Annotated in this window: 18 protein-coding genes; all 18 read right to left on the bottom strand. The window is 52.2% G+C overall.

The genetic code is table 11. From position 1 onward, the window contains the following. Nucleotides 1–11 precede the first annotated feature (11 nt). The 18 genes from rpoB to AYW79_RS03210 all read right to left on the bottom strand — a co-directional run bounded on the left by rpoB (nucleotide 12) and on the right by AYW79_RS03210 (nucleotide 16,752). Nucleotides 12–3,545, bottom strand: a complete 3,534-nt coding sequence (rpoB, locus tag AYW79_RS03295; protein WP_067561537.1) for a DNA-directed RNA polymerase subunit beta — start codon at nucleotides 3,543–3,545, stop codon at nucleotides 12–14. A 237-nt stretch (nucleotides 3,546–3,782) separates the two neighbouring features. Next, entirely contained in the window at nucleotides 3,783–4,394 is a 612-nt protein-coding gene (locus AYW79_RS03290) for a class I SAM-dependent methyltransferase (protein WP_067561536.1), read from the bottom strand. A gap of 76 nt (nucleotides 4,395–4,470) precedes the next feature. Next, nucleotides 4,471–4,839 (bottom strand): 50S ribosomal protein L7/L12, encoded by a 369-nt coding sequence (gene rplL / locus AYW79_RS03285; protein WP_067561530.1) that lies wholly within the window; start codon nucleotides 4,837–4,839, stop codon nucleotides 4,471–4,473. A gap of 78 nt (nucleotides 4,840–4,917) precedes the next feature. Beyond that, nucleotides 4,918–5,412: a 50S ribosomal protein L10 gene (gene rplJ / locus AYW79_RS03280; RefSeq protein ID WP_067561528.1), complete on the bottom strand. Its 495-nt coding sequence runs from the start codon at nucleotides 5,410–5,412 to the stop codon at nucleotides 4,918–4,920. A 249-nt stretch (nucleotides 5,413–5,661) separates the two neighbouring features. Further along, nucleotides 5,662–6,366 carry a 50S ribosomal protein L1 gene (gene rplA, locus AYW79_RS03275; RefSeq protein WP_067561526.1) on the bottom strand — a complete coding sequence of 235 codons (705 nt, stop codon included), beginning with the start codon at nucleotides 6,364–6,366 and terminating at the stop codon, nucleotides 5,662–5,664. A gap of 66 nt (nucleotides 6,367–6,432) precedes the next feature. Next, nucleotides 6,433–6,858, bottom strand: coding sequence for a 50S ribosomal protein L11 (gene rplK, locus AYW79_RS03270; RefSeq protein ID WP_067561523.1), 426 nt, complete (start codon nucleotides 6,856–6,858; stop codon nucleotides 6,433–6,435). A gap of 100 nt (nucleotides 6,859–6,958) precedes the next feature. Further along, a complete protein-coding gene (nusG, locus tag AYW79_RS03265) occupies nucleotides 6,959–7,504 on the bottom strand; it encodes a transcription termination/antitermination protein NusG (protein WP_067561521.1) in 546 nt (181 codons plus the stop codon). Between the two features lie 39 nt (nucleotides 7,505–7,543). Continuing rightward, nucleotides 7,544–7,765 (bottom strand): preprotein translocase subunit SecE, encoded by a 222-nt coding sequence (gene secE / locus AYW79_RS15435; RefSeq protein ID WP_231877898.1) that lies wholly within the window; start codon nucleotides 7,763–7,765, stop codon nucleotides 7,544–7,546. A gap of 40 nt (nucleotides 7,766–7,805) precedes the next feature. Beyond that, a complete protein-coding gene (gene rpmG, locus AYW79_RS03255; protein ID WP_067561757.1) occupies nucleotides 7,806–7,955 on the bottom strand; it encodes a 50S ribosomal protein L33 in 150 nt (49 codons plus the stop codon). A 154-nt stretch (nucleotides 7,956–8,109) separates the two neighbouring features. Further along, entirely contained in the window at nucleotides 8,110–8,754 is a 645-nt protein-coding gene (sigH, locus tag AYW79_RS03250) for an RNA polymerase sporulation sigma factor SigH (RefSeq protein ID WP_067561515.1), read from the bottom strand. A 268-nt stretch (nucleotides 8,755–9,022) separates the two neighbouring features. Further along, nucleotides 9,023–10,009 carry a 23S rRNA (guanosine(2251)-2'-O)-methyltransferase RlmB gene (rlmB, locus tag AYW79_RS03245; protein WP_231884532.1) on the bottom strand — a complete coding sequence of 329 codons (987 nt, stop codon included), beginning with the start codon at nucleotides 10,007–10,009 and terminating at the stop codon, nucleotides 9,023–9,025. Nucleotides 10,010–10,053: 44 nt separating this feature from the next. After that, nucleotides 10,054–10,440 carry a Mini-ribonuclease 3 gene (locus tag AYW79_RS03240; RefSeq protein WP_143216275.1) on the bottom strand — a complete coding sequence of 129 codons (387 nt, stop codon included), beginning with the start codon at nucleotides 10,438–10,440 and terminating at the stop codon, nucleotides 10,054–10,056. Next, complete coding sequence (gene cysS, locus AYW79_RS03235) at nucleotides 10,437–11,825, bottom strand: cysteine--tRNA ligase (protein WP_067561513.1); 1,389 nt, start codon at nucleotides 11,823–11,825, stop codon at nucleotides 10,437–10,439. Before cysS ends, AYW79_RS03240 begins: the two co-directional genes overlap by 4 nt. Further along, nucleotides 11,806–12,498, bottom strand: coding sequence for a serine O-acetyltransferase (gene cysE / locus AYW79_RS03230; protein WP_067561512.1), 693 nt, complete (start codon nucleotides 12,496–12,498; stop codon nucleotides 11,806–11,808). Before cysE ends, cysS begins: the two co-directional genes overlap by 20 nt. Before the next feature lie 428 nt (nucleotides 12,499–12,926). Next, a complete protein-coding gene (gltX, locus tag AYW79_RS03225; RefSeq protein WP_231877900.1) occupies nucleotides 12,927–14,387 on the bottom strand; it encodes a glutamate--tRNA ligase in 1,461 nt (486 codons plus the stop codon). Nucleotides 14,388–14,453: 66 nt separating this feature from the next. Beyond that, nucleotides 14,454–14,939 carry a 2-C-methyl-D-erythritol 2,4-cyclodiphosphate synthase gene (gene ispF / locus AYW79_RS03220; RefSeq protein WP_067561508.1) on the bottom strand — a complete coding sequence of 162 codons (486 nt, stop codon included), beginning with the start codon at nucleotides 14,937–14,939 and terminating at the stop codon, nucleotides 14,454–14,456. Further along, nucleotides 14,924–15,616 carry a 2-C-methyl-D-erythritol 4-phosphate cytidylyltransferase gene (ispD, locus tag AYW79_RS03215; protein ID WP_067561505.1) on the bottom strand — a complete coding sequence of 231 codons (693 nt, stop codon included), beginning with the start codon at nucleotides 15,614–15,616 and terminating at the stop codon, nucleotides 14,924–14,926. Before ispD ends, ispF begins: the two co-directional genes overlap by 16 nt. Nucleotides 15,617–15,663: 47 nt before the next feature. After that, nucleotides 15,664–16,752 (bottom strand): PIN/TRAM domain-containing protein, encoded by a 1,089-nt coding sequence (locus tag AYW79_RS03210; protein ID WP_067561503.1) that lies wholly within the window; start codon nucleotides 16,750–16,752, stop codon nucleotides 15,664–15,666. Nucleotides 16,753–16,800: the final 48 nt, after the last annotated feature.

The following is a 16,800-nucleotide window of genomic DNA, read 5'->3' as shown; positions in this document are numbered from 1 at the left end:
GTCCCTCCCTATCAGTCGTCGCCTAACTCGCGCATTTCGAGGCTAAAGTTGAGTTTTTCTGACGTATCGTCATCCTCATCGACTTCGCGCATCGCGATCTCTTGTTCATCTTCAGACAAGATCTTGACATCGAGACCAAGACTTTGCAGTTCCTTGATCAACACTTTGAATGACTCAGGCACACCAGGTTCCGGTACATTCTCGCCTTTCACGATCGCTTCATAGGTTTTCACGCGACCCACGACATCATCCGATTTGACTGTGAGAATCTCCTGCAGGGTATAGGCTGCTCCATACGCTTCAAGCGCCCACACTTCCATCTCCCCAAAGCGTTGTCCGCCAAACTGCGCCTTGCCTCCGAGCGGTTGCTGTGTGACAAGCGAGTAAGGCCCCGTCGAGCGCGCGTGAATCTTGTCATCGACCAAGTGTGCCAATTTCAACATATACACGTACCCAACGGTCACGCGACCGTCAAAGCGTTCACCCGTTCTACCATCGAAGAGCACCGTTTTGCCATCCCGCGCAAGCCCCGCCTCTTCCAACGCGTCAAACACGTCACTCTCGTGAGCGCCGTCAAAAACCGGCGTCGCAACATGAATGCCGAGCATTTTCGCCGCCATCCCCAAATGCGTCTCCAGCACCTGGCCAATGTTCATCCGTGAAGGAACACCAAGCGGATTCAAGACGATTTGCACAGGGGTACCATCAGGCAAATAAGGCATATCCTCGATCGGCATGATCCGCGCGACGACACCCTTGTTTCCGTGACGGCCTGCCATCTTGTCACCCTCGGAAATCTTGCGCTTCTGTGCAATATAAACGCGGACCAACTGATTGACGCCCGGTGGCAACTCATCGCCATTTTCACGCGTAAACACCTTCACGTCGACGACGATTCCCGCGCCACCGTTTGGAACACGCTGAGACGTGTCACGCACTTCACGCGCTTTCTCTCCGAAAATCGCGTGTAGCAATCGCTCTTCAGCTGTGAGTTCCGTGACTCCTTTTGGCGTAACCTTCCCGACAAGGATGTCATTTGCAAATATCTCTGCGCCAATGCGAATAATTCCGCGGTCATCGAGATTGCGCAGCGCCTCTTCACCCACGTTCGGGATATCGCGCGTAATCTCTTCAGGCCCTAGCTTCGTATCGCGCGCTTCACACTCGTACTCTTCAATGTGAATCGATGTGTAAACATCGTCCTTGACCATCGTTTCGCTGAGCAGAATCGCATCCTCGTAGTTGTACCCTTCCCACGTCATAAACGCGACGAGCACATTTCGTCCGAGCGCTAACTCGCCCTGTTCTGTCGCAGGTCCATCCGCCAAGATATCACCGCGTTTCACGCGATCACCCATGCGCACGAGCGGACGCTGATTAATACACGTCCCTTGGTTAGAGCGCATAAACTTCTGGCAGCGGTAGCGTACTACGTCACCTTTCACCAGTTGTCCATCCACAGTGAGCTCTGTGCGCACGATAATCTCGGTGGCCGTCACGCGCTCAACGACACCGTCATGTCGCGCCACGATGACCACGCCTGAGTCTTTCGCTGCTTTGTGTTCCATACCCGTTCCAACGAACGGCGCTTCCGTCACGAGCAGCGGCACCGCTTGACGTTGCATGTTTGATCCCATTAGAGCGCGGTTCGCATCGTCATTCTCAAGAAACGGAATCATGGCCGTCGCGACAGACACAACTTGTTTTGGCGAAACGTCGATATAATCGACGCGCTCTTTTGGCATCGTGAGGATGTCGCCTTTGTAGCGGACAATCTGCTCATCCTCAACCATGCGGTTTTCTTTCGTCAGTTTGGCGACAGCCTGCCCGATGACATAATTGTCTTCTTCATCCGCCGTCAAATAGTCCGCAACTTCAGAAATGCGGCCCGTATCCGGGTCAAGGCGGCGGTACGGTGTTTCAATAAAACCGAACTCATTAATGCGCGCATACGTCGAGAGGGAGTTGATCAAGCCAATGTTCGGACCTTCTGGCGTCTCGATTGGACACATGCGTCCGTAGTGAGACGGGTGAACGTCGCGCACCTCAAAGCCTGCACGTTCGCGCGTAAGTCCGCCCGGCCCAAGCGCAGACAAGCGGCGCTTGTGAGTAAGTTCAGCCAACGGGTTGGTTTGGTCCATAAACTGCGACAACTGGCTGGAACCGAAAAACTCCTTGATCGCGGCAATCACCGGACGAATGTTGATCAGCGCCTGTGGCGTGATTGCATTGGCATCCTGAATTGACATCCGCTCGCGAACCACGCGCTCCATGCGCGACAACCCGATACGAAACTGGTTTTGAAGCAACTCTCCCACGGAGCGCAGACGACGATTGCCGAGATGGTCAATGTCATCCGTCGTTCCAACACCGTGCAACAAATTCATAAAGTAGTTGATCGATGCAATAATATCCGCCGGAATGATGTTTTTAACCTGACGGTCGATTTGCCCATTCCCGATCACTTTGATCATTTTACCCTCTTCGACTTGGCTGAGGATGCGAATCTCTTGCATAACGACCGTCGGGTCTTCAAGAAGTCCCGCGTTCGAACGCAGCGTCACTTGATTCAGTCCGTTTTCGAGGTATACCGTCAATCGGTCAAGGAGGCGACGATCAATCAACTGTCCCGTCTCTGCGATGACCTCCCCCGTTTCCGGGTCGACCAGCGTCTCTGCCAACCGTTGATTCAGAAGGCGGTTTTTAAGATGTAATTTCTTATTGATTTTGTAGCGACCCACGTTGGCAAGGTCGTAGCGCTTCGGGTCGAAAAAGCGTGAAGACAAGAGATTCCGCGCATTATCTACCGTCGGCGGTTCACCAGGACGCAACCGCTCATAAATTTCAGTCAACGCTTTTTCGGTCGAATCTGTGCTATCCTTTTCGAGCGTGTTTCTCAGATAGTCGTCTTCACCCAAAAGGTTTAAAATTTCAGCATCCGTCGAGAATCCGAGCGCGCGTAAAAGCACCGTGACCGGAATTTTCCTCGTTCGATCAATGCGAACATATATTATGTCTTTCGCGTCCGTCTCAAGTTCGAGCCAGGCGCCGCGATTGGGAATCACAGTCGCACTGAATGTGCGTTTGCCGTTTTTGTCAATCTTTGCGTTAAAATACACACTCGGAGAGCGAACGAGTTGGCTTACGATGACGCGCTCAGCGCCATTGATGATAAACGTTCCCGTTTCAGTCATCAGAGGGAAATCACCCATGAATACCTCTTGCTCTTTCACTTCGCCCGTTTCACGGTTAATCAACCGTACTTTGACACGAAGAGGAGCAGCATAGGTAACATCGCGCTCTTTTGACTCATCAACACTGTATTTCGGTTCGCCGAGACTGTAGTCGATAAACTCCAGCACGAGGTTTCCTGTAAAGTCTTGGATCGGTGAAATGTCCGCAAACATTTCGCGCAACCCCTCATTCAAAAACCATTCATACGACTTTTGTTGAATCTCAATTAAATTCGGAAGTTCATGAACTTCTGACACCCGCGAATACGTCCGACGCTGACGGCGTCCATACTGAACAACATGTCCTTGCAATACGGTCACCCCTCGTAGCTGGATGCTGGCGTTCCGTGAAAAGATAGAAAAAGGAACGGGCCTCACAGCCGCAAATTCCCTTTACATAGCGCGCAGTATTCTTGTATTGCCAATAGCAAAGCAAAATATTCCCAGTGGCATAGCATACCACAGTATCATTTCGCATTATTAAACAATACCACGACGACAAATTGAAGTCAACAGGAGAATTTCATCAAAATGAATAAATTTTGAATGTCAGCGGGGGTTCCTGGCACAGAAGACGACATAACCGCGATGGCGCGCGACGCGTTCCACCTGTTGGAAGAGCGTAAGCAATTTATCTTCCGTCGAAGGCGCACCTTGCTTCTTCTGAATCACGACGTACAACACGCCCTGCTGATTCAGTTTCATTCGAGCAACTTCATAGAGCGAAAATACGACGTCTTTCCCAGCGCGAATAGGCGGGTTCAACATGATAACGTCATAGCATTGCGCATCTGTCATCAAAAGACCGACGGCGTCGCCACACAGCGTCCGCGCGCGCTCATCGACATGATTGATCTGCGCATTTTGTTCAGCCAGCGCTACCGCGCGCGCATTCACATCCACCATTGTAACGGTCGCAGTCTTCACGAGCGTGAGAACACTCACGCCAACCGCGCCATAGCCACAACCGAGATCAAGGACATTCGCGTGAGGCAAAATCTGCGCAGACTCAATCAAGAGACGCGTCCCTTCATCCACTCGCTCACGGCTGAATACGCCGTGAGCAGTTTGAAATGTGATAGGCACGTCTTTGATACGTGTTGTCCACCGCGTTTTAGCAGAGGGGGACTGAGGATTTTCTGTGTAATAGTGGTCGCTCATGATCGTTCACCTGACAGACAAAAGGAGCGCCGCAATGCAGCAACTCCTTTTTATCATCATCCATTCTTCAATTAACTTACTTGATTTCGACCGTTCCGCCAGCTTCGTCAATCTTCGCTTTGAAGCCTTCTGCATCTTCCTTGCTTACTTTCTCTTTAAGAGGTTTCGGCAGGTTGTCTACAAGATCTTTTGCTTCTTTCAGACCAAGGCCTGTCACTTCGCGAACCGCTTTAATGACGTTGATTTTGGATGCGCCAGCGCCCGTCAAAATGACGTCAAACTCTGTTTGCTCCACTTCCGCCTCAACCGCGGCGCCGCCGCCACCGCCCATTGCCATAGGCGCTGCAGCCGTCACGCCAAACTCTGTTTCAATCGCTTTCACCAAATCATTTAATTCGAGAACCGTCATCGTTTTGATCGCTTCGAGAATTTGTTCACTCGACATCTCAATTCCTCCTTGGAATCATTCTATAAATTTGCGGCAACACGCATCAATAGCGCATCACCTCTCGAAATCATGTGTTTAAGCGCCAGCAGCTTCCTTTTGATCGGCCACTTGCTTTGTCGCATAGGCAAAGTTGCGCATCGGCGCTTGTAGCACACTAAGCAGCATCGAGAGCAATCCTTCGCGCGACGGTAGCGTCGCAAGCTCTTTCACGCCATCAACATCAATGACGCGCCCTTCTACCAATCCGCCTTTGATCTCAAGCGCCTTGTGTTTTCCGGCAAAGTCATTGAGAATTTTGGCAGGGCTGATAACATCTTCACCAAACGCTACGGCAGTCGGTCCCTTCAAGAAAGGATCCAAACCTTGCACCTGTGCAATCGCCGTTGCGCGACGTGTCAAGGTGTTTTTAAGCACCCGAAAATCAATTCCAGCTTCACGTAAATTCTTGCGAAGCTCTGTCACCTCAGCGACAGTCAAGCCACGATAATCGGTGACGATCACACTTTTGGCCGCTTGAAATTTCTCGACGACTTCAGTGACAACCTGCGCTTTTTCTTCATGCACACTCATTTTTGACACCTCCACTCTACATTGGTTGCTGTAAACCAAGAGACCTCCGCATTGCGACGGAGGTCTCTTCTCGAACCCAAACCCTATCAAGGAGTCATACACATTCCTATGAAGTGTTAGAGTGTCGACGACCTCGGCGGGTAACATTAAGCCTCGCGGCACCCGCTGTCTACAGCGCGACATACTGTATCAGTATAGCAGAGCGCGATTGCATTTAGCAATCCACGCGACCAACGATTCACCTACAACTCACTCAGCCGCAGAAGAGGCAGACAACCGTTGCAAGTTCAGCTGAATACCAGGCGCCATCGTGCTGCTCACACTGACATGGCGGAAGTATTGACCTTTCGCCGCAGCCGGTTTGGCTTTCTGAATCGCATCGACAATCACGCGGAAATTCCCCAGCAATTGTTCTGTCGAGAAACTAACTTTGCCGAGCACCGCGTGAACGTTGCCGCCCTTATCGAGACGGTATTCCACTTTACCGGCTTTTACCTCTTCAACCGCACGTTTAACATCAAACGTAACCGTGCCTGTTTTGGGGTTTGGCATTAAGCCACGCGGTCCAAGGACACGCCCTAAGCGACCCACCGACGCCATCATGTCTGGCGTTGCGATCGCCGCATCAAACTCAAGCCATCCACCTGCAATGCGCGCGATGAGATCGTCATCGCCCACGACGTCAGCTCCAGCCGCCTCAGCCTCTCGCGCTTTGTCACCCTTCGCAAAAACGACAAGGCGAACGGAGCGCCCTGTGCCGTGCGGCAAGACAACCGCGCCACGGATTTGCTGATCATTTTTCCGTTGGTCAAGACCCATACGGAATGCAACTTCAACTGTCGCGTCGAACTTGACGACAGAGGTCTTTTTCACGAGTTCCATCGCTTCAAGCGGATCGTACGCCTTTTCTGGGTCGATCAACTTCACGACGTCCTGGTACTTTTTCCCCGCCATTTGATCACTCTCCTTCACATGTGGTAAGCGGTATGCGAATACCTCCCACGCTCATCAGGGATATCCTTACTCCCCGACTGTCACGCCCATCGAACGCGCTGTACCTTCAACCATCCGCATTGCAGCTTCGATCGAAGCGGCATTCAGATCGACCATCTTCAACTCCGCAATCTCGCGGACTTTCGTACGGCTGATCGTGCCGACCTTCTTCTTGTTCGGCTCGCCGGAACCAGACTCGATTCCAATCGCTTTCTTGATCAAGACTGCCGCAGGCGGCGTCTTCAGCTCAAACGTAAACGAGCGATCCTCGTACACCGTGATGACAACAGGAATCACAGTTCCCGCCTGATCTGCCGTGCGTGCATTAAACTCTTTACAAAACATCATAATGTTGACACCGGCTTGGCCAAGAGCTGGACCAATCGGTGGCGCTGGCGTGGCTTTGCCCCCGATAACTTGGAGCTTCACGATCTTCATAACGCGTTTTGCCACTGCGCACACCTCCTCTTTTCGCTCAGAATGTGGTCATGACGGACGCTTTGCACCACGCGACCTCCCACAGGTACGTATAGCACACATCACAACCAAATGATTATAGTTTTTCGATCTGATCAAAATCAAGTTCTACTGGCGTATCACGACCGAACATCGTGACGACCACCTGTACTTTTTCGAGCGTCATATCGATCTGATCGATCGTGCCGACGAAGTTTGCAAACGGTCCCGCGACAATTCGCACAGCCTCTTTTTGCTCGAAATCAAAACGCGTCTTCACATCATCTACGCCCATTTGGCGCATGATCGAACGCACCTCGTTGGACAAAAGAGGAATCGGTTTGGCTCCTGACGTATTGGCGCCAACGAACCCCGTCACCCCCGGCGTATTGCGCACCACATACCACGAATCGTCCGTCATGATCATCTCGACGAGAACATAACCGGGATAGACCTTGTGCTGGACTGTCTTTCGCTTGCCGTTCTTGACCTCGATCTCCTCGTTAACCGGCACGAGAACGCGAAAAATCTTGTCCGACATGTCCATCGACTCAACGCGGCGCTCAAGGTTTGCTTTTACTTTGTTTTCATAGCCGGAATACGTGTGCACCACGTACCAACTGACTTCTGTTTGATTGTCCATTACCGAGGGCGGACGCCCGCACCTCCCCTGCGTAGATGACTAAGAACCGATCCCGATCAACTGAAAGAGCTTTGTGACCAGAAGATCGAATGCGTACGTTAAGACAAAAAGAATGACACATACGACAACCACTGTCGTCGTATAACGAACCATTTCCTTGCGGTTAGGCCAGCGCACCTTCTTTAGTTCCGCATAGACCCCCCGAAAATAGGAGAAGGGTTGCGGCAAGGGTCGACCCTCTTCAGACGGCGTTGAACTCACGAACGCTTCGCCTCCATCCTTCTCTGAAAGCAATCGATGATCAGCGCGTTTCGCGGTGCACCGTGTGACCGTTGCAGAACTTGCAATATTTCTTGAGTTCCATACGGTCAGGATTGTTTTTCTTGTTTTTCATGCTTGTGTAATTGCGCTGTTTGCAATCCGTGCACGCCATCGTAATCATGACTCTCACATCAACCACCTCCAAAACCACGGTCAGAAATCCGTAAAAATACCCATATACATTACCACTGAGTTAAGCGAAAGTCAACAAAAAAATCACACGTCAAAAAAGGGACGTCGACCGTCCCATGACACTTAGACATCTTATCAAAAATCTCGACAGATTACAAAAAACGGTCTTCCAAATATTTCTCCAGTTTCCGTTTGACGCGTTGAAGCGCATTGTCAATACTTTTAACATGACGCTGTAAGTCTTCCGCAATCTCTTGGTATGAGCGTCCATCAAGATAGAGCATCAAAACATCACGCTCCAATCCACTCAAAAGCTCTGCCATCTTACCTTCGATTGCAGAGAACTCTTCTTGGTGTATGAACAGCTCTTCCGGATCTGTGACGCGCGCGCCGCCAATGACGTCCATCAGTGTGCGATCCGAATCTTCCTCGTATATAGGCTTGTCCAACGAAATATAGGAGTTGAGGGGAACGTGTTTCTGCCTAGTCGCCGTCTTGATCGCCGTGATGATCTGGCGCGTCACGCACAACTCGGCAAACGCTTTAAACGACGAGAGCTTGTCATCGCGAAAGTCGCGAATAGCCTTGTAGAGCCCAATCATGCCTTCTTGAACAATATCTTCGCGATCCGCCCCAATGAGGAAATACGATCTTGCCTTCCCACGCACAAATGACTTGTAGCGATGAATTAGACTGAGCAGTGCGTCATCGTCGCCGATTCGTACACACTCCACCAGCAGTTCATCAGGGATGTCGGAGAGATCTCGCTCCAGAGTAACGGGGATTTCCATAGCCATGAGGCATCCCTCCTGCTGAACCTAAAAAAGCGCAAAGATGAACATCACGGTTTCGTGTCGTGACCTATCGAGAGCAACAGACAGGGGCGTGTTTCGCAATCCTTTGAAGTGAGCCTAGTATACATTATGTAATCTAGTAAGGTCAACGATTGAATGAGAGATCCATGATCAGACGGCTCCATCGCACAAAAAGGCACCTCCCCTGACACGCGGAAGGTGCCTTGCGACGCGATACAATCGCGCTACTATTCTCTACCACCGCAGCGAATCATTGAGGCGATTTCGCGTTTCTCCGCTGCCTCACCGCTTCAAACAGTAAAATTCCTGTCGCGACTCCGGCATTTAGCGATTGAATTTTCCCAGTCATCGGGATGCGAATCAAATGGTCACAGCGTTTTTTTACGAGCGGCGCAAGTCCTGCACCCTCATTGCCGATGACGAGAACAACATCTTCTGTCAGATCAACGCGATCATGCGTCTGTTCCCCTTCTGCATCCGCCCCGTATACCCAGAACCCCGCTTTTTGGAGTGTCTCAATCGCCTGGCTCACATTTCCAACACGGGCAACCTGCACATGTTCAAGCGCCCCTGCCGATGCCTTTGCCACTGTACCCGTAAGCGGAACCGCGCGCCGTTTCGGGATAATCACGCCGTGTGCGCCTGCTCCTTCCGCAGAACGTAAGACCGAACCGAGGTTGTGCGGGTCTTCCAACCCATCGAGAAGCACGATAAGCCCAGGTCCGTGCGCCCTAGCGTGCGCGATGAGCGCTTCCAACTCGACGTAATCCTTCGCGCTCAAATAAGCGGCGACGCCTTGATGGCTCTTGTTCTGCGCAAGTTCGTCAAGCTTTGCTTTCGGGACCATCTGTGTGACGATGCCGTTTGCGCGCGAGAGCGCAAGGATTTCGCCGATACTTCCGCCAGAAGCGCCTTCTTGAACCAACAACTTGTTCAGTGTGCGCTGTCCCTTGATCGCTTCGAGCACTGCCCGGCGACCGATGACCATCTCGGTTTCTTGCGTCATCTCGACGTCCGCACCGTCGCGCTCGCGAATGGGTCCGCGACTCACTCCTCTGCGCGGGCCGCTCCTCCTGCGCGCATCCTCCGAACCGCGCGGACCGTTCCTTCTGCGCGCATCCTCCGAACCGCGCGAATCGCCTCCTCTGCGCAAACCACCTTCTTGCCTCTCCTGTTTTCCACCGCGTTCGGAGCGGGATTTGAACCCTTGCGCTCGCCCTGATCCTTGATTTCTCAACCTGACACACCCTTAGCTGTTTTGATATATACTTCCTGACGTTCTCACTCCACCTCTGCGAGAAGCAAGTGAAGAATTTCCTTCATCCGCACTTGATCTCCCGCTAAATAGAGGTATCCCAATAGCGCTTCAAGCCCCGTGCTATGCCGATAGTCAGCCATCCGTGCTGATTTTGGCATCGAGTGGCTCTTCGCGTTTCGACCGCGTTTAAAGACAGACATTTCACGCTCAGTCAAACGCTCCGACATTCGCCGAATCCGCTCAGCCTGATTGACCGCTTTCACATAATCGAGCGCTTGGTGATGCAGCTGATTCGGTTGGCGCTCACCCTTTAGAATCAAAGCCTCGCGCACAGCCAGCTCCCACACTGCGTCCCCTAAATAGGCGAGCGCGAGCGGAGCGACCGCAAACGCCTCCTGTTCGCTCATCATGCCTCTCGCCACCAACGCGTTCCTTGCGCAGTGTCTTCCAATTTAATACCGCGCGCCGTGAGCTCTTCGCGCACGCGATCCGCACGCGCAAAATCGCGCGATTTGCGCGCCTGTTCACGCTCTGCGATCAAGCCGTCAATCTCTTCGTCACGCGCTGTCACCTCACTCTCGCGCAAGCCAAAGAGCGAAAGCCAAGTCGCGAGCTTTGCGCGGTAACTCTCAAGCCCTTTTCGCGTGATCACCGAAGAATGAATGTACTGATTGCCATCTCGCACAAAATCAAACAAAACGCCGAGCGCGTCCGCCGTGTTAAAATCATCATCCATCGCCGCCTGCAGACGCTCTTCTTCGGCTGAGAAATGCAGCACCTCACCTTCAGGCAGGTACTCCATGCGCTGTCTTAGCGCGAGATGCTCGCGAAAGTTGTCGATGCGCCGCAGCGCCGCCGTCATTTGTCCCATGATCTCGTCCGAGTAATTGATCGGGTTGCGATAATGCGCCGATAAAAGAAACAGACGAAGCGCGCGCGGATCATAACGTTTGGCGAGTTCGTGGACAAAAATGCTGTTGCCGAGTGACTTCGACATTTTTTGGTTGTCAATGTTGATGTACCCGTTGTGCATAAAGTACGCCGCCAGCGGTTCACCAAGGATCGACTCACTCTGCGCGATCTCATTCTCATGATGAGGAAACAGCAAGTCGTGACCGCCACCGTGAATGTCAATGTGGTTGCCGAGGTATTTGCGAATCATCGCCGAGCATTCGATATGCCAGCCTGGGCGCCCGAGTCCCCACGGACTCTCCCAGGCCGGTTCCCCCGGCTTTACCGCTTTCCACAGCGTGAAATCGGTCACGTTCCTTTTCTTGTCAGAAACTTCGACGCGGCTTCCCGCCTGAAGGTCTTCAAGAGATTGATTGGAAAGCTTGCCATACCCCGGAAAGCGCACAGTCTCAAACAGCACATCGCCATCCGCCTCATATGCGTACCCCGCACGCACCAACGATTCAATAAAGTCGATGATATCCTGCATCGTCTCCGTGACGCGTGGGTGCACATCTGCCCGCTCGATCCCGAGCGTCTCTGCGTCCTGAAAATACGCCTCAATATACGAATCAGCCACATCCGTGACACTCGTCCCCAACTCATTCGCGCGCACGATCAACTTGTCATCGACGTCTGTAAAGTTCTGGACAAACGTCACGCGATAGCCGCGATACCGTAAGTATCTCCGCACCATATCAAAAACGACAAACGCGCGCGCGTTCCCAATGTGAAAGTAATTGTAAACCGTTGGTCCGCAAGAGTACATGCGAACAATACCCGGTTCAAGCGTTTGAAACGGCTCCTTCTGCCCGGTCAGACTGTTATACACCCGAATAGACATTTGAATCTTCCTCCAACGTTTTCACCTGCGTTTTGCAAAGCCTGCTCTCGAGTTCTGTGATGTGGCGTTCCAGTTTCACGATGCGATCTTCGAGCATCTCACACTGCTCACTCACCGGATCAGGCAGGTTTGTCTGATCCATCTCATCGACGCGACGACCGTCGATGACGACGATGCGCGCTGGGATGCCAACGACCGTCGAATTCGGAGGAACCGGTTTTAGCACAACAGACCCCGCGCCAATCTTCGCGTAATCACCGACTGTAATCGAGCCGAGAATTTTGGCGCCCGTCGCAATCAGAACGTGATTGCCAATCGTCGGGTGACGTTTTCCCCGCTCTTTGCCCGTCCCACCGAGCGTTACGCCTTGATACATGATTACATAGTCGCCAAGCACTGCCGTTTCACCAATCACGACACCATCCCCGTGATCAATAAAAAGTCCTTTGCCAATCACCGCTCCAGGATGGATCTCAATGCCCGTAAAAAATCGGGCGATTTGCGACAAAACGCGCGCCAGCGTCGTCACGCCCCGCACATGAAGCGCGTGTGCGATACGATACAACCACACCGCGTGAAGCCCCGCATACGTCATGTACACTTCAAAGCGAGAGCGAGCGGCCGGATCCAGTTGCATGACGTGATCGACATCTTCCTTCATGCCCTGTAACATCACTCTACACCTCCAAAGAACATAAAATGCCGTCTCCGGTAATCCCAGAGACGGCGTCAGCCGTGGTCCCACTCTGCTTCGCGCAACGATCGCGCCTTTCACGGCGATAACGAGCCGATCCGTCGTGGACTACTGAGGGTACTCCTGTTCATCCCGCTCGCGTGCAGTGCATTCAATTCGTCGCCATGGCCCTTTTTCTCAACCGGTATCCCGTAAAAGGCTCTCTGTCATGGCGCAACGAATTTACTCCTCTGCGCGTTCGATTGTCTATCTAGAAATAACGGCGTAGCCGATTATTTTTCCCACAGACGGTGGCGTGAGAGCGCCATGCTACCGTCTATCCATCCATTTCATCTGTGAAACTCACGCTTGCACACAAAAACCGAGATGACTCGATAGAGCGATCCTATCTTGATACACTTCCTATTCTACCCTAAGGATTTCATCTTTACTAGTGCCTCCCGCACGCGTTTCACACACCTAACACAGCCAATGAGCGAGAGTGAGCGATTCAAGTCAGGTCCGTGCAGTGTTCCCATAAGCGCCGCACGAATCGGCATAAACAGATCCTTGCCTTTAATCTTCGTCTCATCTTGCACGCGGCGAATCGCCGCTTTAAACCCGTCTGGCGTCCCGTCACACTCCGCGTCAATCACCCCCGCAAAACATTCGAGCACCGTAATTGCCTGAGGGGACGCGAGCGTCTCCTGCGCATCGCGCTCAAGCGTCACGTTCTCTGAGAGAAGATTGCGAGCATATCCTTCGATCTCTGTGAGTTGAGTCACTTTTTCAAGTACCAGCGACAAAAACGCGTGAAGCCATTCATCGTCAGGCGCTGCCACGCCGCGAGCGAACAGTAACGCGCGCGCCTCTTCCAGCAGTGTGGCAGGATCTACCGCATGGAGATAGTGCCCGTTCATCCACTGCAGTTTGGCCGCGTCAAAAAACGCCCCACTTTTACTCACGCGTTCAAGATCGAATCGATCAATCAATTCTTGCTTCGTCATGACCTCTTGCTCTCCGCCCGGAGACCAACCCAAAAGCGCCAGGAAGTTGAAGATCGCATCGGGAAGATAGCCGAGTTCCCTGTACTGATCGATGAACTGTACAATCGACTCATCCCGTTTGCTAAGTTTTTTCCCATTCGCGCCGAGAATCAGAGGTACATGCCCAAAGATTGGCGGGTTCGCTCCAAACGCCTCATACAGGTAAAGCTGGCGCGGCGTATTGGAAATGTGTTCTTCACCGCGTATCACATGTGTAATTTCCATGAGCATATCATCGACCGTGACAGCAAAATTGTAAACGGGCACACCGTTTGACTTGACGATGACAAAGTCACCTCCGACATGCTCCGGCTCGAAATGCAGTGCGCCCCGAATGAGATCATCAAACGAAACAGCGTGCTCCGGCACGCGAAAGCGAATCGTATACGCATCCCCACGCTCTATGCGAATCGCACGCTCATCCTCCGCAAGCGCGCGGCATGTTCCGAGATAGTGCGGGGTGACCCCTTCTGCCTGTTGTTTTTCGCGAACAGCGCTCAGTTCATCCTCTGTGCAAAAACAAGGATACGCGCGACCTGACTGAACCAGCTTATCCACATGATCGCGATAGATGCCAAGCCGTTCCATGCACGTGTACGGGCCAAAAGAGCCCCCTACCTGATAACCTTCTTGCCACTCGATGCCAAGCCAGCGCAAGTTTTCCGCAAACTCATCTGCCGCATTCGCGACATGGCGCTCAAGATCTGTGTCCTCGATGCGCAGGATGAACGTGCCTTGATGGTGCATCGCGTACAAATAATTAAAAAGCGCTGTCCGCGCGCCCCCGATATGTAAATGCCCCGTTGGACTCGGCGCATAGCGCAATCGTACAGTCATTGCGATCCCCACTTTTTAGGTTTGATTCTCTTTACAGAGTAAATCCATTTCATAGACACCCACCGCGTGACGCTACACGTTTTCTGTGCAGCGCACAAGAGAGACCATCGCCTGCGCGGCAATTCCTTCCCTGCGCCCGACAAACCCCATGCCTTCCATGGTCGTCGCCTTCAAGCTGACCTGATCATCGCTCACCTGAAGGGTCTGCGCCATCTTTTGTATCATTTCTTTTTTATAGGGTGAAAGCTTAGGCGCCTCTGCCATCACCATCACGTCTACGTTTGAGACGACATAGTCGCGCGCTGTGATCAAATCCATCACGCGAGAAAGCAACTGCACGCTAGAAATTCCGCGATACTGTTCATCCGTGTCCGGAAAGTGATCGCCGATATCGCCCAGCGCCAGCGCCCCGAGCAACGCGTCCATAAGCGCGTGCAAGATAACATCCGCGTCGGAGTGACCCAACAGTCCAATAGGCGACGGAATTGCCACCCCCGCCAGGACGAGCGGTCTGCCCTCTTGAAATCGATGGACATCAAATCCTAATCCGACCCGCATTGCACAGCCTCCCACATGGCCAAAAAAAGTTGATCAGAAGGCTCCGTAATTTTTAGGTTGTGTGCAGCGCCCCCAACAATTTCAACCACACAGCCCAACCTTTCTACAACGCTCGTATCATCCGTCGCAACAGCCCCTGCACGCAGCGCTTCATCGTGTGCGCGCTGCAACAATTCGCGCCGAAAGACTTGTGGCGTCTGCAACTGATAGAGCTGCTCGCGATCCACGCGCGCAACAATCGTTTCGCGCTCTGCCTTCACGAGCGTATCCCGCACCGCGTGCCCGAGTGTCGCAGCCCCAGTAGCGCGACCCCGCGCAATAACCGCCCGCACATCTTCTTCGCAAAGAAATGGACGAGCCGCGTCATGCACCAACACGATCGTACGCACACATGCGAGAAGTCCGTTGCGCACAGATGTCTGGCGATCAGGACCGCCCGCAACAAGACGTATCGCGTCAAGTCCTTGCGCATGAAGCACGCCCTGCGCGCGCGCAAGATCGTCCTCATGCATGACGAGCGTGATCGACGTGAATCCGAGCGCTTGAAACATGCGTGCGACATAGCTAAACAGTGGCTGACCGCAAAGCGTCAACCACTGCTTTTTCACATCCAAATTCATTCTGGAACCTGTCCCAGCCGCCATAATCAAAACATCAACATCATCATAGTGCTTCATCTCGCGCGATTCCCTGCCTTACTTCTCTCCACAAACCCATTTTTCCATTATAGCGCTTTTTCGAGGAGTTTGGGTTTCGCAAAAATCATGCGCCCGGCTGATGTTTGCAATACACTCGTCACAACCACTTCGAGTCGATTGCCGATGTGCTCACGTCCACCCTCAATGACAATCATCGTACCGTCATCCAGGTATCCGATCCCTTGCCCGAACTCTTTGCCATCTTTGATCACAAGAACAACAATCTCTTCTCCTGGTAGAACGACTGGCTTTACTGCATTCGCCAGATCATTGATGTTTAAAACGGAAACTCCCTGTAGTTCGCAGACTTTATTCAAATTAAAGTCATTCGTAACCACTTTCCCGTCAAGCTGTTTTGCGAGTTTGACGAGTTTGCTGTCGACTTCCGCCACATCCTCAAAGTCTGTCTCAAGAACTTCGACTTTCACCTTGAGTTCTTTTTGCACGCGATTCAAAATGTCCAATCCGCGCCGTCCACGATTTCGTTTTAACACATCGGAGCTGTCTGCAATGTGTTGCAACTCTTCCAGAACAAAAGAAGGAATGATCAAAACGCCTTCCAAAAACCCCGTCTGCACGAGATCTGCGATACGGCCATCAATAATGACGCTCGTATCAAGCAATTTTGCTCCAACGAACGGATTCTCCTCTTGAACTGCCTTTGCTCCGCTTTTATCACGAGAGACGCGCTGCGCGAGAAACGGAAGCAGCGAAACGATCTCTTCGCGACGAGAAAAAAAGATACGAAATCCGAGATACCCTAAAAGAATGGAGACAAAGAATTGAACGTAAATCCCCACATAAGGAATCCGTTCAATCGCCGGTGTCAGCACAAACGCGACAGCCAGTCCAATCAAAAGTCCCACAATCCCTGAAAGGAGATCCAGAAGCGGCGTTTTAATCAACCGATCTTCAAGCCAATGAAACCATCTCACAATCGGATCAACGAGGAAGGTTCCGACTGTCAACCCAATTAAACCGCCGATCAGAATCGAAACAGGAGTGATCCACGTTGAAGAAGGAACATGGATAAGTGCAAACAAATGCTCACCGTAGGACCACCCGAGTCCAATACCTGTCACGATAAAAAACAATTGCACAATCCGATTAACCATAAATGTTCACCTCCTTTCAAGCAGTATAGGCAATTTCACACCTTTTAA

This window comes from Ferroacidibacillus organovorans (assembly GCF_001642725.1).
Lineage (GTDB): Bacteria > Bacillota > Bacilli > Alicyclobacillales > SLC66 > Ferroacidibacillus > Ferroacidibacillus organovorans.
Note: the sequence above shows the minus strand (reverse complement) of the source record. Positions and strands in the feature narration are given on the sequence as shown.

Bases quoted from the DNA above. Each gene is read 5' to 3' on its own strand.
- AYW79_RS03290 (WP_067561536.1), bottom strand. From the start codon at position 4,394: ATGAGCGACCACTATTACACAGAAAATCCTCAGTCCCCCTCTGCTAAA.
- rplL (WP_067561530.1), bottom strand. From the start codon at position 4,839: ATGTCGAGTGAACAAATTCTCGAAGCGATCAAAACGATGACGGTTCTC.
- rplJ (WP_067561528.1), bottom strand. From the start codon at position 5,412: ATGAGTGTGCATGAAGAAAAAGCGCAGGTTGTCACTGAAGTCGTCGAG.
- rplA (WP_067561526.1), bottom strand. From the start codon at position 6,366: ATGGCGGGGAAAAAGTACCAGGACGTCGTGAAGTTGATCGACCCAGAA.
- nusG (WP_067561521.1), bottom strand. From the start codon at position 7,504: ATGGACAATCAAACAGAAGTCAGTTGGTACGTGGTGCACACGTATTCC.
- sigH (WP_067561515.1), bottom strand. From the start codon at position 8,754: ATGGCTATGGAAATCCCCGTTACTCTGGAGCGAGATCTCTCCGACATC.
- AYW79_RS03240 (WP_143216275.1), bottom strand. From the start codon at position 10,440: ATGATGAGCGAACAGGAGGCGTTTGCGGTCGCTCCGCTCGCGCTCGCC.
- cysS (WP_067561513.1), bottom strand. From the start codon at position 11,825: ATGTCTATTCGGGTGTATAACAGTCTGACCGGGCAGAAGGAGCCGTTT.
- cysE (WP_067561512.1), bottom strand. From the start codon at position 12,498: ATGTTACAGGGCATGAAGGAAGATGTCGATCACGTCATGCAACTGGAT.
- ispF (WP_067561508.1), bottom strand. From the start codon at position 14,939: ATGCGGGTCGGATTAGGATTTGATGTCCATCGATTTCAAGAGGGCAGA.
- ispD (WP_067561505.1), bottom strand. From the start codon at position 15,616: ATGAAGCACTATGATGATGTTGATGTTTTGATTATGGCGGCTGGGACA.
- AYW79_RS03210 (WP_067561503.1), bottom strand. From the start codon at position 16,752: ATGGTTAATCGGATTGTGCAATTGTTTTTTATCGTGACAGGTATTGGA.